18 protein-coding genes and 1 pseudogene are annotated in these 26,945 nt (G+C 71.4%); 8 read left to right on the top strand and 11 right to left on the bottom strand.

From position 1 onward, the window contains the following. Positions 1-16: 16 nt before the first annotated feature. Together AC3ENQ_RS00735 and AC3ENQ_RS00740 are read left to right on the top strand one after the other, a co-directional pair. Positions 17-493, top strand: a pseudogene (locus AC3ENQ_RS00735) (carboxylesterase family protein); the annotation flags it as partial. 88 nt (positions 494-581) lie between these two features. Continuing rightward, positions 582-1,454: a carboxylesterase family protein gene (locus tag AC3ENQ_RS00740; RefSeq protein WP_431800749.1), complete on the top strand. Its 873-nt coding sequence runs from the start codon at positions 582-584 to the stop codon at positions 1,452-1,454. 39 nt (positions 1,455-1,493) lie between these two features. On the opposite strand, the gene hemW is transcribed toward AC3ENQ_RS00740, so the two are convergent. The 3 genes from hemW to lepA are packed head-to-tail and all read right to left on the bottom strand — an operon-like array spanning position 1,494 to position 5,297. Continuing rightward, positions 1,494-2,711: a radical SAM family heme chaperone HemW gene (gene hemW, locus AC3ENQ_RS00745; RefSeq protein WP_431800751.1), complete on the bottom strand. Its 1,218-nt coding sequence runs from the start codon at positions 2,709-2,711 to the stop codon at positions 1,494-1,496. A gap of 31 nt (positions 2,712-2,742) precedes the next feature. After that, positions 2,743-3,393, bottom strand: a complete 651-nt coding sequence (locus tag AC3ENQ_RS00750; protein ID WP_431800753.1) for a DUF1990 domain-containing protein — start codon at positions 3,391-3,393, stop codon at positions 2,743-2,745. A 59-nt stretch (positions 3,394-3,452) separates the two neighbouring features. After that, positions 3,453-5,297 carry a translation elongation factor 4 gene (gene lepA / locus AC3ENQ_RS00755; RefSeq protein ID WP_431800755.1) on the bottom strand — a complete coding sequence of 615 codons (1,845 nt, stop codon included), beginning with the start codon at positions 5,295-5,297 and terminating at the stop codon, positions 3,453-3,455. Positions 5,298-5,536: 239 nt separating this feature from the next. On the opposite strand from lepA, the gene AC3ENQ_RS00760 reads away from it, so the two are divergent. Beyond that, positions 5,537-10,300 (top strand): ExeM/NucH family extracellular endonuclease, encoded by a 4,764-nt coding sequence (locus tag AC3ENQ_RS00760; RefSeq protein ID WP_431800757.1) that lies wholly within the window; start codon positions 5,537-5,539, stop codon positions 10,298-10,300. 113 nt (positions 10,301-10,413) lie between these two features. After that, positions 10,414-11,139 (top strand): alpha/beta fold hydrolase, encoded by a 726-nt coding sequence (locus AC3ENQ_RS00765; RefSeq protein WP_431800759.1) that lies wholly within the window; start codon positions 10,414-10,416, stop codon positions 11,137-11,139. A gap of 25 nt (positions 11,140-11,164) precedes the next feature. On the opposite strand, the gene AC3ENQ_RS00770 is transcribed toward AC3ENQ_RS00765, so the two are convergent. Then, positions 11,165-12,418, bottom strand: a complete 1,254-nt coding sequence (locus AC3ENQ_RS00770; protein ID WP_431800761.1) for an MFS transporter — start codon at positions 12,416-12,418, stop codon at positions 11,165-11,167. A 256-nt stretch (positions 12,419-12,674) separates the two neighbouring features. Between AC3ENQ_RS00770 and rpsT the strand changes: the two genes are divergently transcribed. After that, the gene (gene rpsT / locus AC3ENQ_RS00775; protein ID WP_431800763.1) at positions 12,675-12,935 is read left to right on the top strand and encodes a 30S ribosomal protein S20; all 261 of its coding nucleotides are present in this window, start codon (positions 12,675-12,677) and stop codon (positions 12,933-12,935) included. Between the two features lie 69 nt (positions 12,936-13,004). Here the strand turns inward: rpsT and holA are convergent, their stop codons facing one another. From holA to AC3ENQ_RS00800, 5 genes are all read right to left on the bottom strand, one after another. After that, positions 13,005-14,060, bottom strand: coding sequence for a DNA polymerase III subunit delta (holA, locus tag AC3ENQ_RS00780; RefSeq protein WP_431800765.1), 1,056 nt, complete (start codon positions 14,058-14,060; stop codon positions 13,005-13,007). A gap of 10 nt (positions 14,061-14,070) precedes the next feature. Next, the gene (locus AC3ENQ_RS00785; protein ID WP_431800767.1) at positions 14,071-16,455 is read right to left on the bottom strand and encodes a ComEC/Rec2 family competence protein; all 2,385 of its coding nucleotides are present in this window, start codon (positions 16,453-16,455) and stop codon (positions 14,071-14,073) included. 1 nt (position 16,456) lies between these two features. Further along, positions 16,457-17,044: a ComEA family DNA-binding protein gene (locus tag AC3ENQ_RS00790; RefSeq protein WP_431801712.1), complete on the bottom strand. Its 588-nt coding sequence runs from the start codon at positions 17,042-17,044 to the stop codon at positions 16,457-16,459. Between the two features lie 212 nt (positions 17,045-17,256). Continuing rightward, complete coding sequence (gene leuS, locus AC3ENQ_RS00795) at positions 17,257-19,842, bottom strand: leucine--tRNA ligase (protein WP_431800769.1); 2,586 nt, start codon at positions 19,840-19,842, stop codon at positions 17,257-17,259. 74 nt (positions 19,843-19,916) lie between these two features. Beyond that, positions 19,917-21,263 carry an anthranilate synthase component I family protein gene (locus AC3ENQ_RS00800; protein WP_431800771.1) on the bottom strand — a complete coding sequence of 449 codons (1,347 nt, stop codon included), beginning with the start codon at positions 21,261-21,263 and terminating at the stop codon, positions 19,917-19,919. A 35-nt stretch (positions 21,264-21,298) separates the two neighbouring features. On the opposite strand from AC3ENQ_RS00800, the gene AC3ENQ_RS00805 reads away from it, so the two are divergent. Genes AC3ENQ_RS00805 through AC3ENQ_RS00815 form a run of 3 tightly spaced genes read left to right on the top strand, consistent with a single transcriptional unit; the run spans position 21,299 to position 23,782 of the window. Beyond that, positions 21,299-21,973 carry a DedA family protein gene (locus AC3ENQ_RS00805; protein ID WP_431800773.1) on the top strand — a complete coding sequence of 225 codons (675 nt, stop codon included), beginning with the start codon at positions 21,299-21,301 and terminating at the stop codon, positions 21,971-21,973. 4 nt (positions 21,974-21,977) lie between these two features. Further along, positions 21,978-23,012 (top strand): App1 family protein phosphatidate phosphatase, encoded by a 1,035-nt coding sequence (locus AC3ENQ_RS00810; protein WP_431800775.1) that lies wholly within the window; start codon positions 21,978-21,980, stop codon positions 23,010-23,012. A 41-nt stretch (positions 23,013-23,053) separates the two neighbouring features. Next, entirely contained in the window at positions 23,054-23,782 is a 729-nt protein-coding gene (locus AC3ENQ_RS00815; RefSeq protein ID WP_431800777.1) for an SOS response-associated peptidase, read from the top strand. Between the two features lie 119 nt (positions 23,783-23,901). Here AC3ENQ_RS00815 and nagE read toward each other — a convergent pair whose 3' ends face one another. After that, the gene (gene nagE, locus AC3ENQ_RS00820; protein ID WP_431800779.1) at positions 23,902-25,938 is read right to left on the bottom strand and encodes an N-acetylglucosamine-specific PTS transporter subunit IIBC; all 2,037 of its coding nucleotides are present in this window, start codon (positions 25,936-25,938) and stop codon (positions 23,902-23,904) included. Positions 25,939-26,079: 141 nt separating this feature from the next. Further along, the gene (locus AC3ENQ_RS00825) at positions 26,080-26,889 is read right to left on the bottom strand and encodes an ABC transporter permease (protein ID WP_431800781.1); all 810 of its coding nucleotides are present in this window, start codon (positions 26,887-26,889) and stop codon (positions 26,080-26,082) included. Positions 26,890-26,945 lie beyond the last annotated feature (56 nt).

Here is a 26,945-nt window from a genome sequence, read left to right on the forward strand (position 1 = left end):
CCCTAGGATGAGCCGCATGCGCGCCGATGCCTCCCCTCGCCCTGTCGTCACGACCACCCGAGGCGACGTCGTCGGCACCACCTCCGACGGCATCGACCGCTACCTCGGCATCCCTTACGCCCTCCCGCCGTTCGGTGAGCGCCGCTTCGCCCCGCCGGTGGCTCCCCCGGCGTGGACCGAGGCGCGGGATGCCTCGGCCCACGCCGCAACCGCGCCGCAGGATCCGTACTTCGGCGCGATCGGCGAGCTGCTCGGCTCCGTCGAGATCGCGGGCGATGACATCCTGACCGTCGGCGTCTGGACCCCGTCGGGAGCGGCGCCGGGCTCGCTGCCCGTCTTCGTCTGGTACCACGGCGGGGCGCTCGAACGCGGCAGTGCGGCGCTGCCGGCGTACGACGGGACGACCTTCGCCCGCGACGGGCTTGTCTACGTCTCGGTGAACCATCGCGTCGGGGCGGAGGGTTTCTCCGTGCTCGAGGGCGCTCCACGCAACCTGGGTCTGTCCGACGCCGCTGCGGGCCTCGAATGGGTTCGGCGCGAGATCGCCGCGTTCGGGGGGCGACCCGGAGCGCATCACGATCGTGGGCGAGTCGGCGGGCGGATCGCTCGTCGCGGCGCTCCTCGCGCGCCCCGACACGGCCGACATCCCGGTCGGCGCGATCATCGAATCGGGGCCGCTGGAGGCACAGCCCGCCGAGCGTGCGGGCCGTGTGACCCGTGCGATGGCGAAGGCACTGGGCGTGCCGCCGACCCGAGACGCGTTCGCCGCGCTGTCGCCGCGTGACCTGCTCGACGCGCGCCGCCGCCTCGCGGAGGGATCCTCGCCGCTGTCGGGGACACCGGGCTACGCGCTCGCCCTCGACCCGGACAGCCTTCCCGTCTCGCCCGATCAGGCCCTGCGCACGCTCGGGATCCCTCTCGTGATCGGCACGAACACAGACGAGTACCGACTGTGGTTCACGCCCGCGCAGCTGGTTGCCATCAGCCCGTTCCGGCTCGCGCTCGCGCGCCTGGCGGCACGTGTGCCGCGCGCGGCGGTGCGCGCGTACCGCGACGCTCTGCCGGGTGCGAGTGCGGGCGAGATCCTGGGCCAGATCGTGACGGACCGCGTGCTGCGGGGGCCGGCGGTCGCGGTCGCATCCGCCCGCAGCGCGCCCACCTACGTGTACGAGTTCGCGTGGCGGAGCCCCGTGCGGGAGCTGCGGGCCGCGCACGCGATCGAGATCGGATTCGTGTTCGATCGGGTCGAGGCCTCCGACTGGCAGCAGATCGTCGGTCCCGGCGCTCCGCGTGAGCTCGCGGCCCGCATGCACGCCGACTGGGTGAGGTTCGTCGCCTCGGGAGGGCCGGGCTGGCCGCGCTTCTCGCCCGACCGTGTGACCCGGATCTACGATGTGCCCGTGCAGGACGAGCCGCTGCGCCGCGCGGCCGCGCTCGACGCGCTCGCGAGCTGACGCCCGACGCTTCTCAGGCCGGCTGACGCCCGACGCTTCTCAGGCCGTGAGGGCGCGGACGACGGCATCGGCCAGCAGCCGACCGCGCCGCGTGAGGATGACGCGCCCGCGGAGCGCCGCGGGCCCCTCGATCAGGCCGTCCGCGATGAGGGATGCCACGGCGTGGCGGCCCTCGCCCTGCAGCTCCGAGACCGGCAGCCCCTCCGCGATGCGCGAACGCAGCAGCACGCTCTCGAGCCGGCGCGCGCTCTCATCAGGGCGCTCACGCGCCGCGGCGGGCGAGTCCCCCGAGGCGAGGCGCTGCGCGTACGCCGCGGGATGCTTGACGTTCCACCAGCGCAGGCCCGCGACGTGGCTGTGCGCTCCGGGTCCGTAGCCCCACCAGTCCGTGCCGCGCCAATACGCGAGGTTGTGCCGCGATCGCTGTGCGGGCGAGGTCGCCCAGTTCGACACCTCGTACCAGTCGAAGCCCGCGGCGGCGAGGGCCTCGTCCACCAGCTCGTACATGTCGGCCTGCAGGTCGTCGTCGGGCCCCGGCACCTCGCCGCGGCGGATCTGGCGGGCGAGCTGCGTGCCCTCCTCGACGATGAGCGCATACGCCGAGATGTGGTCGGGGCCGAGGGCGACGGCGGTCTGCACCGACGCCTCCCAATCGGCGAGCGACTCCCCCGGTGCCCCGTAGATGAGGTCGACGCTCACGGCGAGGCCGGCCGCGCGCGCCGCGGCGACCGCGACGGCGACGTTCGCGGGGTCGTGTGTGCGATCGAGCGTGTGCAGCACGTGCGGCACGGCCGACTGCATCCCGATCGAGAGGCGCGTGACCCCGGCATCCGCCAGCCGCTCCGCGAGCTCACGCGTCACGGTGTCGGGGTTCGCCTCGACCGTGACCTCGGCATCCGGCGTGAGTCCGAACGTGTCGCGGACGCCGGCGAGCATGCGCGCGAGATCATCGCCGGGAAGGAGCGTGGGCGTCCCGCCGCCGAAGAAGACGGTGGATGCCGGGCGCAGCGGCCCCCTCGCGCCGAGCACGTTCTCGGACAGGGCGATCTCGCGCAGCACCTCGTCGGCGTATGCGTCCTGTCGGGCGCCGCGGAGCTCGGAGGCCGTATACGTGTTGAAGTCGCAGTAGCCGCATCGCACGCGGCAGAACGGCACGTGCAGGTAGACGCCGAAGTCGGTCGACGCGTCGACGGCGATGTCGTCGGGGAGCGCGCCGTCGACGGGCGCCGGGTCGCCGAGCGGGAGGGCGGATCCCATCAGGATGTCGCCGACATCGTGACCGGCCCGCTCACGAGCCGGTGGCGAACAGCGGCGAGATCGCCCGCAGGTATCCCTGGAACAGCTCGCGGCGACGACGCTTCACCAGCGGCGGGACGAGGCGGTAGAGGAAGGCGGTCGGCCGGTCGAAGGCGCGCACGACGAAGCGGACCTCGTCGCTCTCGTCCCACTCGATCGTGAAGGACTCCTCGCCGCTGACGACCGAGCCGCCGACGGTGCCCAGGGCGAACCCCACGCGCCGGGCCTCCTCCGTCGCGGAGATGACGCGCAGCTCGCCGTCGGCGTTCATGCCCTTGACGCGGCCGCGCACGCGGATGGTGGTGCCGGCGGCGACGTACGGGGTGCCGTCGGCGTCGAAGCGCTGATCGGCCTCGAGGCGCGACGGAGCAACCGGCGCGCCCTCGGCGTCGAAGCCCACACCGGAGTACATGGGTCCGGCGGCCGGACGCACGTCGGTGATCTGCAGACCCGCGCCGCGGAGCGCGCCCCACGACAGCAGCGCGTCGGCGGACGACTCGAAGCGCGCCTGACCGCTGCCGATCCGCCACGAGGCCTCCGCGGGGATGCTCCGTTCGGGCGGGTAGCTCATGAGGTCGTGGGCGTGCGTGGCACCCACGGCGGCGTAGTCGACCGTGTCTTCCTGGAAGTTCCCGCGGCGCATGTGCACCTCCCGTCGCGTTCTCTCGGGCCGCCTGTCACCGGGCGGCCCATGTCTGAAGGCTACTTCTTGGTCTCGACGTCTCCCGACAGGGCGGCGATGAACGCCTCCTGCGGAACCTCGACGCGGCCCACCATCTTCATGCGCTTCTTGCCCTCCTTCTGCTTCTCGAGGAGCTTGCGCTTGCGGGTGATGTCACCGCCGTAGCACTTGGCGAGCACGTCCTTGCGGATCGCCCGGATGTTCTCGCGCGCAATGATCCGCGCTCCGATCGCGGCTTGGATCGGCACTTCGAACTGCTGGCGCGGAATGAGCTTGCGCAGGCGCTCGGTCATGAGCGTGCCGTAGGCGTAGGCCTTCTCGCGGTGGACGATCGACGAGAAGGCATCCACCTTCTCGCCCTGCAGCAGGATGTCGACCTTGACGAGGTCGGCCTCCTGCGAACCGGCGGGTTCGTAGTCCAGCGAGGCGTAGCCCTGCGTCTTCGACTTCAGCTGGTCGAAGAAGTCGAAGACGATCTCGCCGAGCGGCATGTTGTACCGCAGCTCCACGCGGTCCTCGGAGAGGTAGTCCATGCCGAGGAGCGTGCCGCGGCGCGACTGGCAGAGCTCCATCACGGTGCCGACGTAGTCCTTCGGCAGCAGGATGCCGACCTTCACGACCGGCTCGGAGACGGAGGCGACGCGGCCGTCGGGGTACTCGCTGGGATTCGTGACGACGACGGTGTCGCCCGTGTCGGTCGTGACCTCGTACGTCACCGACGGCGCGGTCGTGATGAGGTCGAGGCCGAACTCGCGCGCGAGGCGCTCGGTGATGATCTCGAGGTGGAGGAGCCCGAGGAAGCCGGCGCGGAACCCGAAGCCGAGGGCGACGGAGGTCTCGGGCTCGTACTGCAGCGAGGCATCCGACAGCTTCAGCTTGTCGAGCGCTTCGCGAAGGTCCGCGTAGTCGCTGCCGTCGATCGGGTAGATGCCCGAGAACACCATGGGCTTCGGGTCGGTGTACCCGGGGAGCGCTTCGGCGGCCGGCTTGCGCTGATTCGTGATCGTGTCGCCGACCTTCGACTGGCGGACGTCCTTCACACCCGTGATGAGGTAGCCCACCTCACCGACGCCGAGCCCCTTCGTCGGGACGGGCTCCGGGCTCGACACCCCGATCTCCAGGAGGTCGTGGGTCGCGCGCGTCGACATCATCTGGATGCGCTCGCGCGGCTCGAGCTTGCCGTCGACCATGCGGACGTAGGTGACGACACCGCGGTACGCGTCGTACACGGAGTCGAAGATCATGGCGCGGGCGGGCGCCGACGCATCGCCGGTCGGCGCGGGGATCTGCTCTACGATCCGGTCGAGCAGCTCTTCGACGCCGACGCCGGTCTTGCCCGAGACGCGCAGCACGTCGTCGGGCGACCCGCCGATGAGGTTGGCGAGCTCGGCGGCGTACTTCTCCGGGTCGGCGGCCGGCAGATCGATCTTGTTCAGGACCGGAATGATCTGGAGGTCGTTCTCCAGCGCCAGGTACAGGTTCGCGAGGGTCTGCGCTTCGATCCCTTGCGCGGCGTCCACCAGCAGGATCGCACCTTCGCACGCCGCGAGCGAGCGCGACACCTCGTAGGTGAAGTCGACGTGTCCGGGCGTGTCGATCATGTTGAGCGCGTATGTGCCCGCGCCTGCGGACCACGGCATCCGGACCGCCTGCGACTTGATCGTGATGCCGCGCTCGCGCTCGATGTCCATGCGGTCGAGGTACTGCGCCCTCATGTCGCGATCCGAGACCACGCCGGTGATCTGCAGCATGCGGTCGGCCAGGGTCGATTTGCCGTGGTCGATGTGGGCGATGATGCAGAAGTTGCGGATCAGCTCAGGAGGGGTCGCAGACGGCTCGAGAGGCTTCAGGGCGCGCGGTGACATGTCGCAGGCAAGTCTACCGGCGCACGGGTGGTGCGAACGGCGGATGCCGCGGGCTCGCGCGACGCGGCGCGAACCATAACCGGCATCCGGCGGGACACGCCAGAGATCGCTCCGATGAGAAAGAGTTAACCGATCTGACACTTGCCAGGGCGCCGGGCGACGAAGAATGCTCAATCTGGCGACCGTCCTCTGCGCGATTCCCCCAGCCGCGCGCGGTCGTCACCGGAGAGACGATCGTGATGCCCGAGCACCCCGTTCCACCTGCCCTGCCCGAATCCACCCCCCGCCGCCGTTCGCGCAGCGCCCTCGCCGTGACGGCGGCGTTCGCGACCGCGTTCGCCGGCGCCGTCGTCGCCCCGACGGCCGCTGTCGCCGCCGTCGGTCCCGACGCGCCCGTCGTGATCTCCGAGGTCTACGGAGGAGGCGGCAACGCCGGCGGCGCGTTCAACCGTGACTTCGTCGAGCTCGCGAACGTCTCCGACGCGCCTGTCGATCTCTCGGCGTACAGCGTGCAGTATGCCTCGGCAACCGGAAGCGCGTGGCAGGTCACTCCGCTCACGGGCATCACCGTCCCTGCCGGCGGACAGGTGCTCGTCGGGCAGGCCACCGGTGCCGACACGACCCAGCCCGGCTTCACCGCCGACGTCGAGGGCTCGATTCCGATGTCGGGCTCCCAGGGCAAGGTCGCGCTCGTCTCCGACGCGACTGCGCTGAGCGGGGCGTCCGGCATCGCCGCCCTCCCCCAGGTCGTCGACCTCGTCGGCTGGGGCGGCGCGACGCACTTCGCCGGGGCCGCGGCGGCGCCCTCCACCGCCAACGGCACGAGCGTTGCCCGCTCCGCGTCCTTCGCGAACACCGGGGACAACCGTGCGGACTTCACCGTCGGCGCTCCGACGCCGACCGGCCTCACCGCGCCGCCCGTCGACCCGACCGACCCGCCGGTCGACCCCACCGATCCGCCCGTCGACCCCGCGATCGTCGCGATCTCCGACATCCAGGGCACCGGGGATGCGTCGCCGCTCGTCGGCCAGACCGTCACCACCGAGGGCGTCGTGACGGCGCACTACCCGACGGGCGGTTTCCAGGGCTACGTCATCCAGACGCCGGGAACCGGCGGTGCGCTCGACCTCGCCACGCACACGGCGTCGCAGGCGATCTTCGTCTACGCCCCGAACGCGACGGGCGAGGTCGCGCTCGGCGACACCGTCCGTGTCACCGGCGCCGTGTCGGAGTACTACGGCCTCACCCAGATCACCGCAGCGCCCGGCGCCGCGACACGGATCGACGCGCAGGCCGCGCCGACGCCGGCATCGGTCGGGTGGCCCGCGGATGCCGCGCAGCGCGAGAGCCTCGAGTCGATGCTCGTCGCCCCGCAGGGAGACTTCACCGTCTCGAACACGTACGCGACCAACCAGTACGGCGAGGTCGGTCTCGCTTCGGGGACGACCCCGCTGCGTCAGCCCACCGACGCCGGACGCCCGGGCTCGCCGGAGGGCGCGGCCGTCACAGCCGACAATGCGGCGCGCGGCGTCACTCTCGACGACGGTACGAGCATCAACTACCTCAGCGCCGCGAACAGCGCTCTGACGCCCGCGTACGTCTCGCTCACCGAGCCGGTCGTGGTCGGCGCCTCGGTCACCTTCACCGACCCGGTGATCGTGGACTGGCGCAACAACGCGTGGAAGCTCAACGCCACCACCCCGCTCTCCGGTGACGGGACGGGCACCGACGGCGTCGCCTTCGCGAACCCGCGCACCGCGGCTCCCGCCGAGGTCGGCGGCGACGTGCGGCTGGCGTCGTTCAACGTCCTGAACTACTTCACCACGCTCGGCACCGACTCGGCCTCCTGCGTCGCCTACAAGGATCGCTTCGGCGACGGCGTCACGGTGCGCGAGGGCTGCGACCAGCGCGGCGCCTGGGACAGCGCAGACCTCACGCGTCAGCAGGACAAGATCGTAGCGGCTATCAACGCCCTCGACGCCGACGTCGTCGGCCTCATGGAGATCGAGAACTCCGCCGCCCTCGGCGAGACTCCCGACGAGGCGACCGCCACGCTCGTCGACGCGCTCAACGCCGCCGCCGCCGGCTCCACCGTCTGGGCGTACGTCCCCTCCTCGAGCGAGCTGCCCGCGGCATCCGAGCAGGACGTCATCACGAACGCGATCATCTACCGCACCGCGGCCGTCGAGCGTGTGGGCGACTCCCGTGCCCTCGGCGACCAGAGCGGCACGGGCGAGGCGTTCGTCAACGCACGCGAGCCGATCGGCCAGGTGTTCACCGCGAAGGAGGGCGGCGACCCGTTCCTCTTCGTCGTGAACCACTTCAAGTCGAAGGGCTCGGCAGGCCCCTGGCCGGGCGACGCCGACGCGGGCGACGGCCAGGGCTCGTCCAACGAGTCGCGCGTGCGTCAGGCGACCGCTCTTCGCGACTGGGTCGCGCAGATCCAGGGCGACGTCGACACCGTCGCGCTCGCGGGCGACTTCAACTCCTACACGCAGGAGGACCCGCTCCAGGTGCTCTACGACGCCGGCTACGTCGACGCGGCGCAGGCCTTCGAGGTCGACACGTCGTCGTACAGCTTCTCGGGCCTGTCGGGCTCGCTCGACCACATCCTGCTCAGCGGCGCCGCGAAGGACCGCGCGACGGGCGCCGACATCTGGAACATCAACTCCGGTGAGTCGGTCGCCCTCGAGTACAGCCGCTTCCGCAGCCACGGCACGGAGTTCTACGCCCCGGATGCCTACCGCTCGAGCGACCACGACCCCGTGCTCGTCGGCCTGTCGGCCGAGGCGGCACCGGTCGAGCTGACGTTGCTCGGGATCAACGACTTCCACGGGCGCATCGACGGCAACACCGTCGCGTTCGCGGGCACGGTCGAGCAGCAGCGCGCCGCGGCTTCCGGACCGACGCTGTTCCTCTCTGCGGGTGACAACATCGGCGCCTCGCTGTTCGCGTCGTCGGTCGCGAAGGACCAGCCGACGATCGACGTCCTGAACGCCCTCGGGCTGCAGGCGACCGCCGTCGGCAACCACGAGTTCGACCGCGGCTTCGACGACCTCGCCGGTCGTGTGACCGATGCCTCCGACTACCCGCAGCTCGGCGCGAACGTGTACCTGAAGGGCACGACGACGCCGGCGCTCCCCGAGTATGCGCTGGTGGATGCCGGATCCCTCACGGTCGGCGTCGTCGGCGCCGTCACCGAGGAGACCCCGACGCTCGTCTCCCCCGCCGGTGTGGAGTCCCTCGACTTCGGCGACCCGGTCGACGCGGTCAACCGCGTCGCCGGCCAGCTCACCGACGGGGACCCCTCCAACGGCGAGGCCGACGTCATCGTCGCGCTCTACCACGAGGGCGCCGGCGCGGGCACGCCCGACGGCGCCACCCTCGAGGAGGAGCTCGCCGCCGGCGGTGCGTTCGCGAAGCTCGTGAACGAGACCGCTCCGGAGGTCGCCGCCATCTTCACCGGGCACACCCACAAGGAGTACGCCTGGTCTGCGCCCGTCCCGGGCACGGACCGCACACGACCGGTCGTCCAGACCGGCTCGTACGGTGCGAACCTCGGCAAGATCACGCTGTCGATCGACGGCGCGACCGGTGAGGTCACCGCGCACACCGAGGAGATCGTCAAGCGCACCACGACGCCGACCGCGGAGCTCATCGCGACATACCCGAAGGTCGCCGCGGTCGATGCGATCGTCAAGCAGGCCCTCGCCGCCGCGGCGGAGGTCGGCAACACGGCGATCGGAGAGGTCGCCGCCGACATCACGACGGCCTTCTCCGGAGGATCGTTCGTCGACGGCGTCTGGACCGGCGGCACGCGCGACGACCGTGCGAGCGAGTCGGCCCTCGCCGGCGAGGTCGGCAACATGCTGCGCGACAGCCTGTCGACCCTGCCGAACGGTGCCGACATCGGTGTGACGAACCCCGGCGGTCTCCGCGCGGAGCTCTGGGACACGCAGGCCGAGTTCGGCGCGGCCGCGGTTCCGGGCCTCCCCGACGGGACGGTCTCGTTCTCGCAGGCGAACGCGGTGCTGCCGTTCAACAACACGCTGGCGCTCGTGAGCCTCACCGGCGCGCAGTTCACCACGATGCTCGAGCAGCAGTGGCAGCGTGCCGCCGACGGCACCGTGCCGCAGCGTCCGTACCTGCAGCTCGGCCTCTCCGACAACGTCACCTACACCTTCGACGCGACGCTCCCCGAGGGGCAGCGCATCACGTCGGTGACGATCGACGGCGAGCCGCTCGACCCGCAGGCCACCTACCGGATCGGCACGTTCTCGTTCCTCGCGACCGGCGGCGACAACTTCCGGATCTTCACGGAGGGCACGGACTACGTCGACACGGGTCTGCTCGACTATGAGGCGTGGATGGACTACATCGCCGACGGTTCGCCGCTCACCCCCGACTTCGCCAAGAAGGGCTTGGAGGTGACGGGCGTGCCCGAGACGGTCACCGCCGGTGAGAGCGTCACGTTCCAGGTGGGACGCCTGGACATGACGAGCCGCGGCGCCCCGCAGAACACCTCGCTGCAGGTGTCTCTCGGCGACACGGCGCTGGGCGAGGTTCCGGTCACCGCCGGTGCCGCGACGGTCACGGTCACCCTTCCGGCGGGCCTGCCCGCGGGCGCCGCCACGCTGACGCTCACGGCGCCGGCGTCGGGGACGGTCGTGCAGGTTCCGCTGGAGGTCGAGGCCGCGGTCCCCGCCGTCACGACCACCACCCGCCTGATCGCGCTGCCCCCCGTGCACATCAACCGCCTCCTGCCGGCGACGCTCCTGGCGACCGTCCAGCAGAGCGACGGTGCCCGCGCTCAGGGCGTGGTCGAGTTCCGCGAGGGCGACAGGCTCGTCGCCACGGTGCCGGTGCGTCGCGGGATCGCGGCGTACACGCTGGGGCGACTGGATCGCGGCACGCACGCTTACACGGCGACGTTCGTGCCGGCAGACTCCGACCTCGTGTCGGCCTCGAGCAGCGACCCGGTCCGGGTGCGGGTCCTGTTCTGAGCGACGTGCGGTGCGGTCGTCGGGCGTCTCCTCGGCGATCGCACCGCACGTGTTCGTGCGCACACACCCGCCGCGGTCGCACGGCACGGCGGTGGGATGCCTAGGCTGACACCGTGACGACGACGGTGGTGATGGTGCACGGCATCCGCACATCCGCGTCTATGTGGCGCTCGCAGGTCGCACACCTGCACGAGCGCGGCGTGCGCACGGTCGCGCTCGACCTGCCGGGGCACGGGACGCGGATGGACGAGACGTTCACCCTCGACGGAGCCTTCGCGACCATCGACGCCGCCGTGCGTGCCGCCGCCGAGGAGGGTCGCGTCCTCCTCGTCGGGCACTCGATGGGCGGGCTCCTTTCGATCGACTACGTGGGAGCGGAGGACCGCCCGCCGGTGGATGCCTTCATCGCGGCATCCTGCACGGCCATCCCCCGCGGGATCGGGCTCGCGACCTACCGGGCGCTCGCGCGCGGGTTCAACCGCCTCCCGGGGCGGGGCTCCCTGATCTCCGAGTGGGTGCTCGACCGGACGCTCCCCACCGAGACGCGGGACGACTTCGGGGCCGGCGGATACGCCTACGACATGCAGGATGTCGCGCTGCGGAGCCTGTCGGTGCTCGACCTGCTCGCAGCGCTTCGCCGTATCGACGTGCCGACGTGGTTCATCAACGGCCAGTACGACCAGCTGCGTGTGAACGAGAAGCTGTTCGTGTCGCTCGTGCCGCACTCCGAGCTCGTCGTCGTTCCGCGCACGACCCATCTCGTGACGGCCATGCGCCCCCAGGTCTTCAATGCGCTCCTCGACCTCGCACTCGCGACGATGGATGCCGACGCGGGCTGACCTGCGCCGACGCGTCCCGTCCGGCTCAGTGCGCCGTGCCGGGCGGCGCGGGGTCGCGGACGGCGAGGGTCATCGCTCCCCCGATGAGAGACAGCACCCCGCCGACGGTGAACAGCAGCGAGAACCCGCCGACCGCCGCGACGAGTGCGGCGCCGATGAGCGGGCCGAGCAGCTGCCCGAGGGCGGCGGCGGTGTTCACCAGACCGAGGTCGCGGGCACTGTCCTCCGGAAAGGGCAGGAGGTCGGTCGCAAGCGCGAGACCGACCGACATGTACGCGCCGTAGCCGGCGCCGAGGAGCCCCGCCGCGACGAGGGCGACCTCGAACGTCGGCACCGCCGCGAGCAGCAGCGACGCCGCACCCTGCACGGCGGCCGCCGTCACCGTCACCGCGACGCGGTGGCCGCGCCGATCGGACAGACGCCCCGCGAGCGTCGCCGCCACGACGACCAGCACCGTGTAGACGACGATCAGGAGCAGCAGATCGTCCTCCGCACCCGCCGCCGGGCGGTGCAGTCCGTAGAGGAGGAAGAACAGGAGGAGTGACGTCCCGAGCGCGTTGCCGACGTTCACCACGAGGCGTCCCCACAGAAGCCACGCGAAGTCGCGGTCGCGGAACGCGGCGAGTCGGTCGCGTGTGCGGTGCACGGCGCGCGCCGACGCAGACGCGGCCGGGGCGGGCGGATCGGGCAGCCACACGGCCGCGGCGACGCCGCACGCGAGGAGGATGCCCGCGAGAAGGAGATAGCCGGCCGTGACACCGAGCCCGAGCAACACCACGACGCCCACACCGACCACGATGCCGAGCGCCTGCGTCGAGGCGACGGCGCCCGACGCGGCGCCGCGCTGATCGGTGAGCTGGTCGGCGATCAGCGCGGTGAACGCGGCCGATGCCACGGCGACGCCCACCGACACGCCCACCCACGCGGCTCCCACCGGCCACGGGCCTGCGGCGACCGCGAGGCCGGCGAGGGAGAGCGCGCCGAGCACGACGCCGCCGAGCGCCCACGGTCGGCGGCGCCCGAACGGTCCGCGGGTGCGGTCGCTCATGGCCCCGGCCAGCGGCGCCGCGATGACGCCGGCGAGTCCTCCCGTCGCGAGGACGAGACCGGACGAGACGATGCCCGAGATCCACCCGGCGGCGTCCTCCGGGCTGTCGAGCTGGAGGGGGATCAGCAGCTGGAGGGGCGTCAGCTGCGCCATCCACAGTGCGAGCCAGGCCAGCGAGAAGAGGGTGAACCACCGGGCGCCGGCCCGGAGGGGGGTGGTGGATGCGGACACGCGGGCTCCTCGGTAGCCTCGGTCGCCGCCCGCCCCTCCGCGGGCGGGACGCCGTGCTGATCCGATCATGGACCACCCCGGTGCGGGGAATCGGTATTGAGGGAGCGGTACGCGGGCGATTGGGGGCGACGTGGACCGACCTGGTAGAGTCGGTGATTGGCTTGCGTATGGGTCCCACCTCGTACGCGCCGGAGGCGCCCCTCTACCGCCAGTCCGGCACATCCATCGAAAACTCCGAACGAAAGAGCCGTCGAACGTGGCGAACATCAAGTCGCAGATCAAGCGCAACAAGACCAACGAGAAGGCGCACGAGCGCAACAAGGCCGTCAAGAGCGAGCTGAAGACCGAGGTGCGTCGCACCCGCGAGGCCGTCGCCGCCGGCGACAGGGCCGCCGCCGAGAAGGCGCTCGCCAAGGCGACCAAGAAGCTCGACAAGGCCGTGAGCAAGGGCGTCATCCACGAGAACCAGGCCGCGAACCGCAAGTCGGCCATCGCGAAGCAGGTCGCCGCTCTCTGAGCCGCACGCAGTGAAGAGCCCGTCCCCGGTGGGGGCGGGCTCTTTTCGCGTCGCGCGGGATGCCGGACGTCAGGCGCCGTAGGGGGCGCGCGTCGCGATGACGGTGACGAGACGTTCGACGGCGAACACGGGGTCGCGCGAAGCGCCCTTCACCTCGGCATCCGCCCGCGCCGCCGCCTGGATCGCGGTGCCCAGTGAGGCCTCGTTCCAGCCCGAGAGGTCGCGGCGGGCACGGTCGACCTGCCAGTCCTTCATGCCGAGGCGAGCGGCCAGCGCACCGGCGGGCTCGCGCGACCCGGCCACGCGCGCCATCGTGCGGAGCTTCGAGGCGATGGCCGCGACCAGCGGCACCGGGTCGGCGCCGCTCGCGAGGGCGTGCCGGAGGGCGACGAGGGCGTCGCCGTAGCGCCCGGCGATCGCCGTGTCGGCGACGGTGAACGCCGAGGTCTCGACGCGGCCCCCGTAATACCGCTCGACGACCTGCTCGGTGATGTCGCCGGGCACATCGGCGATCAGCTGCTGGCACGCGGCGGCAAGCTCCGTGAGGTCGTCGGTGAACGCGCCGACGAGGGCGCGGAGGGCGACCGGGGCGATGCGCTTGTGCGCCGCCTGGAACTCCCCCGCCGCGAAGTCGAAGCGGTCGGAGTCGCGCTTGACGGCCGGGCAGGCGATCTCGACGCCGCCGCCGGTTCCCGCGCGGATCGCGTCGAGGAGCTTCTTCCCGCGGACGCTCGCGCCGGTGTGCCGGAGGACCACGGTCGCCCCGTCCTGCGGTGCGTCGAGGTAGGCGAGAGCCTCGGTGAGGAAGGCGTCGGAGCACTTCTCGACGCCCGAGACACGGACAAGCCGCGGCTCGCCGAACAGCGAGGGAGAGGTGAGGGCGAGGAGCGTGCCCGAGGTGTAGTCGTCGGCGCGGAGGTCGGAGACTTCGAGGCTCGCATCCTCGGCGCGAAGGAACTCGCGGATGCCCGCGGTCGCGCGTTCGGCGCAGACCTCCTCCGGACCCGACACGAGCACGATCGGGGCGGGCTGCGGCGCCCGCCAGGAGATCTGCGGGATGACCGACGCGGTCCGCGACGACCCTGAAGACCCTCTGGAGGCTCCTCGGCGCGGCGCGGGTGTCATGGCATCCAGCCTATCCGTCGGGACCGACATCGCCCCCGGTCGGCGGGCCTTCGGGAACACCGCCGGCGGCCGGCGCGCGCTGCCGCCAGAGGCGCAGTCCGTCGTCGTCCCGCCAGACGAGGATCGCGCCGTCCTGGTCGGTGCGCTCGACACGGGCGCCGACCGCGACCAGCGTCGCGATGATCTCCGCCCGCGGGTGGCCGTAGTCGTTCTCGCCCACGGTGATGAGCCCGACCGCGGGTCGGAGTCGCTGGTACAGGGCGGAGTCCTGGTCGGCGCTGCCATGATGGGCCACCTTCACGACGTCGTAGCCGCTGCGCAGCACGCTCGAGGCACGGAGCGACTGCTGGGCGGTGGCCGACAGGTCGCCGAGGTAGAGCGAGGTCGGCACTCCCCCGCCGGTGACCTCGACCACGACGCTCGCGTCGTTGCCGGGCGGTGCGCCCGCCCGAGGCCACAGTGCGCGCCACCGCGCATCGCCGAGGTCGCCGCTCACTCCACTCGTCACCTCCTGGAGCTGCGCGCCCTCCGTCGCGAGCCGGTCAAGCAGAGCGACGTCGTCCGCCGTGCCGGCCGGGCCGTGCAGCACGGTTCCGACGCGCCCGACGACCGCGTCGACACCCCCGCGGTGATCGAGGTCGAAGTGGGTCAGGACGAGCAGGTCGATCTGCGGGATGCCGAGGAGGTCGAGACACCTCGTCAGCAGTGCAGGGTCGGGCCCCGTGTCGATGAGCGCCACCCCTCCGGCCGACTGGACGAGCACCGCATCTCCCTGACCCACGTCGCACGCCGCGATCGCCCAGCCGGTCGGCATCCTCGACCGATCCGTCACGTCGGCGACGGGGCCGAGGGCGAGGGCGACACCGAGCGCTCCCGCAAGGACCCAGGCTCCCGCGACCCGCACGCTCGCGCGGGCGGGGACGAGCCACGCCGCGAGGGCAGCGCCGACCACCGCGAGGGCGACGAACCCGCCGAGACCCTCCGGCCACGGCACGACGCTGCCCGGGAGGTCGGCGAAGGTCGACGCGGTGCCCGCGATCCACGCGGCGGGGAGCCAGGCGAGGGCGGCGAGTCCCGCGCCGAGGTACGGAATGCCGGCGCCCAGGCACGCGGCGAGCCCGATGATCGTCCCGAGCGGCGCCGCGGGAGCCGCCAGCATGTTCGCCACGACCCCGTAGACCGACAGTTGCGGCGAGATGAGGACGATGAGCGGCCCGCACGCGAGCTGTGCGGCGAGCGGCACGGAGACGGCGAGGGCGAGCGGCTGCGGCATCCATCTCGCCAGCCCGTCCGCGAGCGGCCCCGCGCCGACGAGCAACGCGCCCGTCGCGGCGACCGACAGCGCGAAGCCGAGCGAGAGCGCGAGCCACGGGTCGGCGACGAGGAGGACGACCACCGCCGTCGTGAGGAGCGACAGCCCCGCTCCCGGCCGGCCGAGGAGGATGCCGAGCATTGCGATCGCGGCCATGGTCGCCGCCCGCACGACGCTCGGCTCGGGTGAGACGAGCAGGACGAACGCCGCGAGGGCGCCGATCCCGCACGCGACCCGCACGCCGCGTCGCGCGCGGCACAGCGCGGCGAGGCCGAACGCGCCCGCCACCACGAGCGCGCAGTTCGCCCCCGACACCGCCGTGAGGTGCGAGAGCGACGAGGCCTTCATCGCGGCATCCAACTCGGGTGAGACGCCCGCCGTGTCGCCGACCGCGAGTCCCGCCACCAGGCCCGCACCGGGCGCCGGAAGCCCCGCGGTGACGTCGTGCAGACCGTGCCGGAGCGCGGATGCCGCCGCGAGTGGCCCCGCTGCCGGCGCGAGGACCTGGGCGTCGCCCACCGCGTCGACGACGAGCACGGCGCGCTGACCGGACTCCGTCCGCCACGCGGTGCCCGTCACGCGCACCCGCGCACCGAGATCGAGGCCCGCGGGCACGTCGGCCAGGCGCAGGACTACCGGCACGCCGCCTCCGGGGAACGCGGTGGCGCCGGCGCGGTCGTGGCCGCGCTGCACCCGCTCCACGAGCGCGTCGACGCGCCACCCCGTCGCGCTCGGCTCGATCTTGCCGACGGCTGTCGCCTCGACCGTCAGCGAGCGACCTCCGTCGATCTCGAGGGCGGCCGCGGCGGCGCGCGCCGGGTGCGCGAGCGCGACGTGCGTGACCGCGCCCGCGGCGACGGCGAGGGCCACGGCGAGGAGCGCGACGACGGTGCGGCCTGGGTCGCGCACGCGCACCGCTACGACGAGCGCGACGACGGTAGACGCCCAGAGCGCCGTGGCGGCGACACCGGCGCCCTCGGGGTGGAGGATCGCGAGGCTCGCGGCGACCCATGCCGCTGCGGCGACCGGCACGAGCCGTGCGTCGCGGCGGCGGAGACGTCGCAGGCTGGGCCGGGCCGGCACGTCACACCGTCACGAGATCGCGGAGGGAGGCGAGCATCTTCTCGCCGATCCCCGGGACCGACAGGAGGTCGTCGACGCTCGTGAACCGACCGTTCTCCTCGCGCCACTGGATGATGCGTTCGGCGATCGCCGGTCCCACGCGCGGCAGGGTGTCGAGGTCCGCGACGTCGGCGGTGTTGAGGTTCACACGCCCGTCCGACGCGATCGCGCCTCCCGCTCCCGCAGAGCCATCCGCGGGCGCCGCGCCGACGACCGGCACCTGCAGCTGCTCGCCGTCGGTCACCCGCCGTGCGAGGTTGATCGCGGTCTCGTCGGCATCGTCGGTCAGGCCGCCGGCCGCCGCGACGACGTCGATGACGCGGGCGCCGTCCTCGAGTCGGTAGAGACCGGGTTCGGCGACGGCCCCGAACACGTGGACGTAGATCGCCGGAAGCTCGGCGGAGCCGGTCGCCACGACGACGCTGCCGCCGTCGGCATCCGGCGCCTCGCCCGCCCGCACGATGCCGATGACCACCGAGACCACCGCCGCCGCGAGGACGAGGACGATCGCGGCTCCCACACCAAGGCGCCGTCGCGCGGGCCGATCCAGCGCGGCGGCGTCCTGAACGGTTCTGTCCGGCGCAGCCGTGTGCTGAGCAGCGGAGTCGGAGGGTGCGGATGCCACCCGCCCACCCTCACAGCACACCGCTTCCCGCGGTCGACGATTGGTCCGATCGGTGGACGGATGCCGAAATCAGCCGCCTGTGGAGGAGCCGATGACGCCCTCCGCGCCGGACCCGGTCGGGCCCGGCGCCGCGCGTCTCACGCGGTGGTGAAGCTCACGACCTTCGGTGCCCGGACGACCGCGCGCGCGATCTCGCGCCCGGCGAGCGAGCGGACGACCTTCTCGTCGGTGCGGGCGAGCGCTTCGAGCTCCTCCGGCGAGATCCGCGCGGGCACGGTGAGCGTGCCGCGCACCTTGCCGTCGATCTGGACGACCGCGGTCACCGAATCCTCCACGAGGAGGGTCGGGTCGGGCTGACGCCACGTCACCAGGCCGACGAACGGCTCGTAGCCGAGGCGTTCCCACATCTCCTCGGCGGTGTGCGGCGCGAACAGATCGAGGATCATCGCGAGCGCCTCGGCCGCCTCGCGGACGGCGGGGTCGCCCGCTCCGGGGCCGGAGTCGATGGTCTTCCGGATCGCGTTCACGAGCTCCATGAGGCGGGCGATGACGACGTTGAACTTCGTCTGCTCGATGAGGCCGGGAACGTCCGCCCACAGGCGGTGCGTGACACGGCGCAGCGCCGTGTCGCCCTCGGCCCAGACCACGTCGGGCGACGAGGAGACCTCGCTCGCGATGCGGAGGGCACGCGCGAGGAACTTCTGGGCGCCGGTCGTCGAGACGTCCTCCCAGTTGATGTCGTCTTCCACGGGGCCGGCGAAGACGATCGCGACGCGGCTCGCGTCGGCGCCGGGGTCGACCATGCTCGAGGCGAACTCGACGAGGTTGCCCTTGCTCTTGGACATCTTCGATCCGCCGAGCAGGACCATGCCCTGGTTGATGAGCGACGAGAACGGCTCGGTGAAGTCGATCATCCCGATGTCGAAGAGGAACTTCGTGATGAACCGCGCGTAGAGCAGGTGCAGGATCGCGTGCTCGACGCCCCCGATGTACGAATCGACGGGCGCCCACCGCGCCGCCTCGCGCTGCGAGAACGGCTCGCTCGCGTCGTTCGGCGAGAGGAAGCGCAGGAAGTACCACGAGCTGTCGACGAACGTGTCCATCGTGTCGGGGTCGCGGAGCGCGGGCTCGCCCGTCTCGGGGTCGACCGTCTGCATCCACTCGGTCGCCCCGCCGAGCGGCGAGGTGCCCTTGGGCTTCAGGTCGAGGCCGCGCGCGTCGGGCAGAACGAGCGGGAGCTGGTCGTCGGGCACCGGGACGATTCGTCCGTCCTCGGTGTGGATCATCGGGATCGGCGTACCCCAGAACCGCTGGCGCGAGATCAGCCAGTCGCGCAGGCGGTAGGTCTTCGCGGCGCGGCCGTTTCCGGATGCCTCGAGCTCCTCGACGGCCCGGGTGATGGCGTTGCGCTTGCTCAGGCCGTCGAGCGAACCCGAGTTGATCATGCGGCCGTCGCCCGTGAGCGCGATGCCCGTGCGCGCGGGGTCGACGTCGTCGAGCTGCGGACCCGGATCGATCGGCACGCCCTCGTCGTCGAGCTCGATGACGGGGATCGCGCCGGTGACGGGCGCCGTCGTGTCGACGACGATCCTGACGGGCAGGTCGAACGCGCGCGCGAAGTCGAGGTCGCGCTGGTCGTGGGCGGGGACGGCCATGACGGCGCCGTGGCCGTAGTCGGCGAGGACGTAGTCGGCGGCCCAGATCGGCAGGCGCTCCCCATTGATCGGATTGATCGCGAACCGGTCGAGGAAGACGCCGGTCTTGGGACGGTCGGTGGTCTGCCGTTCGATCTCGCTCGTCTTCTGCACGGTGTCGAGGTAGTCCTGGAAGCGCATCCGCACGTCGGCCGATGCTCCGGCCGCGAGCTCCGCCGCGAGGTCGGAGTCGGGCGCGACGACCATGAAGGTCGCGCCGTGCAGGGTGTCGGGGCGCGTCGAGAAGACGGTGACCTTCTCGCCGCGGCCCTCGATCTCGAAATCGATGTCGGCGCCGACCGAACGCCCGATCCAGTTGCGCTGCATCTGCAGCACCTTGTGCGGCCAGAAGCCCTCGAGCTGGTTCAGATCGTCGAGCAGGCGGTCCGCGTAGTCGGTGATCTTGAAGTACCACTGGGTGAGCTTCTTCTTCACGACGACCGCGCCACTGCGCTCCGACGTGCCGTCGGGCAGGACCTGCTCGTTGGCGAGGACGGTCTGGTCGACCGGATCCCAGTTCACGACGCCGTCCTTGCGGTACGCGAGGCCCTTCTCGTAGAGCTTCTGGAACAGCCACTGGTTCCACCGGTAGTACTCCGGGTCGCTCGTGTGGAGCACGCGGCTCCAGTCGTACGACGAGCCGAACTCGCGGAAGCTCTTCTTGTGCCGGTCGATGTTCGCGTACGTCCACTCGCGCGGGTCCGACCCGGCCCCACTCTTGATGGCGGCGTTCTCGGCGGGAAGGCCGAAGCTGTCCCACCCGATGGGGTTCAGCACGTTGTACCCGCGGTGCCGCCAGAAGCGCGCCACGACGTCGACGTAGGCGTAGTTCTCGGCGTGGCCCATGTGGAGGTCGCCGGACGGGTACGGGAACATCCCGAGCACGTACTTGCGGGGGCGGGTGTCGTCGTCGCCGCCCGCGCGGAACGGGTCCTGTTCGGCCCAGAGGCGCTGCCACTTCTCCTGAATGGCGTGCGTGTCCGGCGCGCCGCTGTCAGCGGCGGGGGCGGTGTCGACGGTGCTGCTCATGCGAAGGGAAAGCCAATCGTGCGGGTTCGGGAAGACGCGAGAACGCGTCTATCAATGCTACCGGAACGGCCGTTTCACCCGCCGTCGACGCCGAGCCAGGCGGCGGGGAGCCGTGCGCCGAGGGAGGCGAGCGGGCCGCGCGCCTTGAGCGCGACCTCGGCGACCTCGTCGTCGGCATCCGAGAGCCACGTGATGCCACCGCCGGCGCCGACATACGCGCCGGCGGGGTGCACGACGATCGAGCGGATCGTCATCGCGAGATCGAGCGCGCCGTGTGCGCCCACCCAGCCGAAGCACCCGGCGTACACGCCGCGGGGCCCGCCCTCGAGGCGGTGGAGGATCGTCATCGCGGAGAGCTTGGGCGCCCCCGTCATGCTGCCGGCGGGAAAGGCGGCGTCGAAGAGGTCGGCGAGACGGATGCCCGGCAGCAGCCGCCCCGCGACGGTGCTGACGAGCTGGTGCACGGCGGGATACGACTCGACCTCGAGCAGCCGCTCCGCCGCGACGGAGCCCGGCGCGCAGACCCGTTGCAGATCGTTGCGCATGAGGTCGACGATCATGACGTTCTCGGCGCGCTCCTTCTCGGATGCGGCGAGGTCGCGCGCCAGCGCGGCATCCGTCTCCGGGTCCGCGCCGCGCGGCCGGGTGCCCTTGATCGGGCGGGTGCGGACGATCCCACCCGTGACCTGCAGGAACTGCTCCGGGCTCGCGCTGAGCAGGGAGTGTGAGCCGATGCGGAGGATGCCGCCGTGGTGGGCGGGCAGCGCCGCCCGCAGGCGCAGGTAGGTGTCGACGGCGTCGAACGGCTCGTCGGATGCCGCGACGTCGAACCGCGTCGTGAGACACAGCTGGTAGGCATCCCCCGCACGGATCGCCGCCCGGCACTGCGCGATGAGAGCCGCGTACTGCCCCGGGTCGTGTCGGGCGTGCGCGTCACGCCGCCGGGCGGCCGGCGCCGGGTGCGGGCCGGCGGCCCGTGACGCGTGCGAGGCGGCGGCCTCGCTCCAGCGCCGGAGGTCCGCCGCGGCATCCGTCATCTCCGACTCCGGGGCGATCAGCCACGCCTCGCGCGCGCCGTGATCGAAAGCGATGAGCCGCGAGACGGCGAGAGCGGCGCTGTCCGGTGCCGTCGGGTCGTCATCTGCGGGTGCACCCGCCCGCCGCGCGCCGCCGTCGTAGCCCGCCCAGCCCACCCATCCGCCGCCGAACCCGCCGGGGACGCGGGTGTGCGGGTCGTCGTCGAGGAGGACGTCTCCCGGCCACCCGGCGACGCGATCACCGACACCCATCCAGCTCCACCCCGTCGTGGCGGCGGGCCCGGCGTCGAGCCAGAAAGCGTGCTCTTCGCGCGCCGGCCCGGCGAGGAACAGCGCCTCGGGATCGACCCACGCGACGCGCTCGAAGATGGGCGGGACAGTCACAGGTTCAGGCTAGGGGGTGGCAATAGTCTGGACGCGTGAACGACGTTCTGACATGGCTGTTGGATGCCGTGCAGTCGGTCGATCCCGTGCTTCGCACGATCCTCGCAGGCGTCGCGATCATGTTGGAGACGAGCGTGCTGGTGGGGCTCATCGTGCCCGGCGACACGGTCGTGATCGTCGCGGCCACCGCCGTCGACACGTTCGCCGAGGGTGCGTGGCTCGTCCTGGCCGTGATCGTGGGCGCCCTCATCGGCGAGAGCATCGGCTTCTGGCTGGGACGGTGGCTAGGCCCCCGGATCCGGTTCTCGAAGCTCGGCGCGAAGATCGGCGAACACAACTGGGCGCGCTCGGAGATGTACCTGCGCCGACGCGGCGGCCCGGCGATCTTCCTCTCGCGTTTCCTGCCTGTTCTTCACTCCCTCGTGCCGTTGACCGTCGGGATGAGTGGCTTCGCCTACCGCCGGTTCCTCGCGTGGACGGCGCCCGCCTGCGTCCTCTGGGCGGCCGCCTACGTGGGTGTGGGAGCCGCGGCCGCGGGAACCTACCGCGAACTTTCCGACCGGCTGCACTCCGCCGGATACATCTTCGTCGCGATCATCGCGGTCTTCCTCGGTCTCGCGCTGCTTGCGAAGAAGCTCATCGGCCGCAGCGAGGCCCGTCACATGCACGGCGCCGACGACGCCGCCGCGGCTGACGACGTGAAAGACTGAGGCGATGTCTGCTGAGCCCGAGCCGCGCACGAATGTGCTCTGGCTCGCCCGACTGGAATACCGCTTCCACGCGTGGCGCGAGCGTCGCGCCCGCGCGCGGGGCAACCGCCCCACCGTCGCCGCGTACCCCGGCTACGGGAGCGAGGAATGGGTGCGCGTCCTCGGCCGCGCCCTCATCGTCCCGCCGGTGCCCACGCGCAATCGCGGCGAATACGCGAGCGTCCGCGGGTGGCGGGCCTTCGCGTCGGTCCCGGTCGGCTACGCACAGGTCACCGTCACGATCGACGGCGTCAGCCACGAGGTCGTCGCCGATCGCGGCGGCGTCATCGACACGGTGCTGCCGGCGCGGCTCGCCCCCGGCTGGCAGCCGGTCACGATGTCGGTCGAGGGATCGGAGCCGACGGAGACGCGGGTGTTCGTCGTCGGCAAGGAGGTCCGGTTCGGCATCGTCTCCGACGTCGACGACACCGTGATGGTGACGGCCCTCCCGCGGCCGCTCGTCGCCGCCTGGAACTCGTTCGTCCTCGACGAGCACGCCCGCCAGCCGGTTCCGGGCATGGCCGTGCTCCTCGAGCGCCTCGTCCGCGACCACCCCGGATCCCCCGTGATCTACCTGTCGACGGGGGCGTGGAACGTCGCGCCGACGCTGCAGCGGTTCCTGCGCCGGCACCTCTTCCCGCCCGGGGCGCTGCTCCTCACCGATTGGGGGCCCACGCACGATCGCTGGTTCCGCAGCGGCAAGGAGCACAAGGAGCTGAACCTGCGGCGCCTGCAGCGGGAGTTCCCCGACATCCAGTGGATGCTGCTCGGCGACGACGGCCAGCACGACGACGACCTGTACACGGCGTTCACCAGCGAGTTCCCGGGCAGCGTGCGCGCCGTAGCCATCCGCCGGCTCTCCCCCGCCGAGGCCGTGCTCGCGGGGGGCCGCACCGCGGTCAACGACCACTCGGCGGCGGGTGTGCCGTGGGTGTCGGATGAGAACGGCGCCGGCATCCTCGAGCAGCTCGCCGACGCCGGGGTCATCGAGTCCGACTGAGGCGCGGGCTTCGTGTCGGAGGCCCCGCGTAGGCTGGCGCCATGTGCGGAAGATTCGTCGTGGCAGCCAGCGGCTCGGAGCTCGTCGGCGTCCTGAGGGTGGACGTCGAAGGCGATGACCTCCCCGCGCCGTCGTACAACATCGCGCCGACCGCGCGGGTGGCGATCGTCCTCGATTCCGCGAAGACCGAGCCTCCGACGCGGCGGCTCGAGGCGGCGCGCTGGGGGCTCGTCCCGGCGTGGGCGAAAGACCCGTCGATCGGGGCGAAGGCCTTCAACGCGCGTGCGGAGGAGGTCGAGGACAAGCCGATGTTCCGCCAGGCGCTCATCAAGCGCCGAGCGGTGGTCCCGGCATCCGGCTACTACGAATGGCACACCGAGGGCGGGGTGAAGACGCCGTACTACATTCACCCGGCGGACGACGCTCCGCTCTACTTCGCGGGGCTCTACGAGTGGTGGAAAGATGCCGACAAGCCCGACGACGACCCCAGTCGCTGGCTCCTGAGCTTCACGATCATGACCCGTGAGGCGACCGGAGCGCTCGGCTCGATCCACCACCGGATGCCGCTGTTCATCGACGCCGACTACGCCGACGTGTGGCTCGATCCCACGACCGACAACGTCGGCGACCTCCTCGACGCGACGATCGACGCCGCGCCCGACATCGTCGACTCGCTCTCGATGCGCGAGGTCGGGCGCGACGTCGGCAACGTACGGAACGACTCCCCCGCGCTCATCGAGCCGGTGGGCGGAGACTCATCGAGGGACTGAGACTCATCGAGGGACTGAGACTCATCGAGGGACTGAGGCTCATCGAGGAACTGAGGCTCATCGAGGAACTGATCGAGCCGGTGGGCCGGCGCCGAGCGCCCACCCACCGGCTCGACAGCTCATTCGAAGGTGACCGTCGCGTCTTCGTTGTTGAGGACGATCACCGGCGTCACAGCCGACAGACCTGCGGCACGGATCTTCTCCGGATCGAACCGGATCAGCGGCGTGCCCGCCGTGACCTTCTGACCGGCCTCGACCAGGGTCTCGAAACCGTCTCCCTTGAGGCCCACCGTGTCGATGCCGACGTGGATGAGCAGTTCCGTCCCGTCATCGAGCACGAGCCCGATGGCGTGGCCGGTCGGGAACACCGACGCGACGGTCGCATCCGCCGGCGCGACGATCGTGTCGCCGGTCGGGTCGACCGCGATGCCGGGGCCCATCGTTCCCGCCGCGAACATCGGGTCGGGAACGTCGGCGAGGGGCACGACCGCCCCCTCCACGGGTTGGCGAAGCGTGACAGTCGACGAGGGGGCCGCCGCCGCGCGTGCTTCGCGACGTGTCGTCGCCCGCTCCTTCTCCTCGGCGGCGGCACCGGCGGCGATCCCCGCTGAGGCCACGCTCGGAACGCCGATCATGGTCGCCGCGCCGGCGAGAGCGCCGGTCTGCGACGCCGTCGCGCCTTCGAGGGCCTCGATGCGGTCCGTACGTCCCGACATCAGGTCCTCCATGGCATCCTTCACGAACTGCACGTTGAGCCCGTAGACCACCTGCACCGAGTGACCGCCCGGCTTGATCGTCCCGGCAGCGCCCGCGCGCTTGAGCGCTTGCTCGTCGACCTTCGAGGTGTCGGCGATCTCCATGCGCAAACGCGTCGCGCAGTTGTCGAGGTCGGTGATGTTCTCCTTGCCGCCGAGGGCCGCGATGAACTGATCGGCCGTCAGGTGATAGCCCGTGAGGTCCGACGCGCGCTCGGCGGCGACCTCGAGATCGTTGTCGTCCTCGCGACCCGGTGTCTTCAGGTTGAAGCGCTTGATCACGAAGTAGAACGTGAAGAAGTAGATGAAGAACCACGCGACGCCCATGAGGAGGAGGATCCACGGGTTTTGTGCGAGCGGGTTCGTCCATTGCAGCACCATGTCGATGAAGCCGCCCGAGAAGCCGAAGCCCAATCGCGTCGGCAGCCATGCCGCGAGTCCGACCGAGATCCCGGTGAAGACGGCGTGGATCAGGTAGAGCCACGGCGCGAGGAACATGAACGAGAACTCGAGCGGCTCGGTGACGCCGACGAAGAACGACGCGACGGCAGCGGAGAGCATGATGCCGTAAGTGACCTTCTTGCGGGTCGTCTTCGCGGTCATGTACATCGCGAGTGCCGCGCCGGGCAGACCGAACATCATCACCGGGAAGAACCCGGCCATGTACTGGCCGGTGACGCCGTACACGCCGTCGCCCTTATCGCCGGCGAGGAAGTTCACGAGGTCGTTGATGCCGGCCACGTCGAACCAGAACACCGAGTTCAGCGCGTGGTGGAGGCCGGTCGGGATGAGCAGGCGGTTGAAGAAGCCGTACAGGCCGGCACCGAACGGGCCGAGGGTCGAGATCCACTCACCGAACGTGACGAGACCCGTGTAGACGAGCGGCCAGATGAACATCAGCACAACGGCGACGACGAGCGAGAGACCGGCGGTCACGATCGCGACCGAACGCTTGCCGGAGAAGAACGACAGCGCGTCGGGGAGCTTGGTGTGTTTGAACTTGTTGTAGCACCACGCCCCGATCAGACCCGCGATGATGCCGACGAAGACGTTCTGGACCTTACTGAACGCCGCATTCACGTCCTCGATGTTCTCGATGCCCATGAGCTTCTGGATGGTCGTCGGCGACAGCAGGGTCGTGATCGTCAGCCACGAGACGAGGCCCGCGAGCGCGGATGTGCCGTCGGTCTTGTTCGCCATGCCGATCGCGACGCCGACGGCGAACAGCAGCGGCATGTTGTCGAGCAGCGCGCCGCCGGCGGCGCCGAGGAAGGCCGAGACGACGTTGTCTCCGCCCGTCGCGCTCGAGATCCAGTACGAGATGCCCGAGAGGATCGCCGCGACCGGCAGCACCGCCACCGGGAGCATGAGCGATCGGCCCAGGCGTTGGAAGAACTTCATACCGACTCCACTCGTCGAACGGACGGGTGCGGTCCACCCGTCATCGATATGACGGTAGCGATGCGCGGGCAAAACGTACAGCAATCACTCAGGAAAGCCTGCGAGTCGGGGCGGTTCTCGAGACGCCGGCCCCAGGAGGGCTCAGCTGCTCAGCGCCGCCGTCGGCGGCGTACGGGCGGCGCGGACGGCGGGGTAGAGCCCCGCGATCGCGCCGATCACGAGAGTGGCGAGCACCCCGACACCCACGACGACGGGCGAGACCGCGAGCGGCCAGCCGTTGATCGCGGCGAACGTCGCCGTCACGCCGATTCCGATCGCCGCTCCGAGCACGCCACCGAGGCCCGACAGCAACAGAGCTTCCGCGAGGAACTGCCGTCGGATGTGCGCTCGGGTTGCCCCGAGCGAGCGTCGCAGACCGATTTCACGGCGCCTCTCCAGCACCGAGATGATCATCGTGTTCGCAACGCCGATGCCGCCCACGAGGAGCGCGACGGAACCGAGGCCGACGAGAAGTCCCGTGAATGCCTGATCGGCGGCATACTTCGCCGCCAGCGCGTCCGACGGCCGTGACACCTTCACATTCTGCGGGGCCTCGGGGCTGACGGTGCCGGGGAGGAGTTCGCGCACCTGTGCGATCGTCTGCTCCGTCGATCGTTCGTACACGGTCGTCGGGCTGCCGTCGAAGCCGAACAGATCCTTCGCGGCGGGGATGCCGACGAACGCGCCCATGTCGAGTTCCGGCGCGAGCGCCGACGGCTCCATGATGCCGATCACCGTGACGTACTGTCCGCCCAGCCACACCTGGGTGCCGGTCGTGACGACACCGAGGATCTTCGCGGCATCCGCCCCGAGCACCACCGTGGGGTACGTGTCGGTCGCGTCGTTGAACCACGTGCCGACGGCGAGATCGGTCGCGGTGACCTTCAGCAGGTCGAGGTCGGCGGCGCTCACCGTGCGCCGGTCGCGGCGGGGTCGGTGAGGGCCGAGCGGTAGACGTTGACGCCCTT

The organism is Microbacterium sp. bgisy203 (assembly GCF_057706945.1).

What these genes read in the sequence shown, in the direction of transcription:
- nagE (WP_431800779.1), bottom strand. Translation starts at nt 25,938, where the DNA reads ATGAAGTTCTTCCAACGCCTGGGCCGATCGCTCATGCTCCCGGTGGCG.
- AC3ENQ_RS00810 (WP_431800775.1), top strand. Translation starts at nt 21,978, where the DNA reads ATGTCTGCTGAGCCCGAGCCGCGCACGAATGTGCTCTGGCTCGCCCGA.
- AC3ENQ_RS00760 (WP_431800757.1), top strand. Translation starts at nt 5,537, where the DNA reads ATGCCCGAGCACCCCGTTCCACCTGCCCTGCCCGAATCCACCCCCCGC.
- leuS (WP_431800769.1), bottom strand. Translation starts at nt 19,842, where the DNA reads ATGAGCAGCACCGTCGACACCGCCCCCGCCGCTGACAGCGGCGCGCCG.
- holA (WP_431800765.1), bottom strand. Translation starts at nt 14,060, where the DNA reads ATGACACCCGCGCCGCGCCGAGGAGCCTCCAGAGGGTCTTCAGGGTCG.
- hemW (WP_431800751.1), bottom strand. Translation starts at nt 2,711, where the DNA reads ATGGGATCCGCCCTCCCGCTCGGCGACCCGGCGCCCGTCGACGGCGCG.
- AC3ENQ_RS00750 (WP_431800753.1), bottom strand. Translation starts at nt 3,393, where the DNA reads ATGCGCCGCGGGAACTTCCAGGAAGACACGGTCGACTACGCCGCCGTG.
- AC3ENQ_RS00815 (WP_431800777.1), top strand. Translation starts at nt 23,054, where the DNA reads ATGTGCGGAAGATTCGTCGTGGCAGCCAGCGGCTCGGAGCTCGTCGGC.
- lepA (WP_431800755.1), bottom strand. Translation starts at nt 5,297, where the DNA reads ATGTCACCGCGCGCCCTGAAGCCTCTCGAGCCGTCTGCGACCCCTCCT.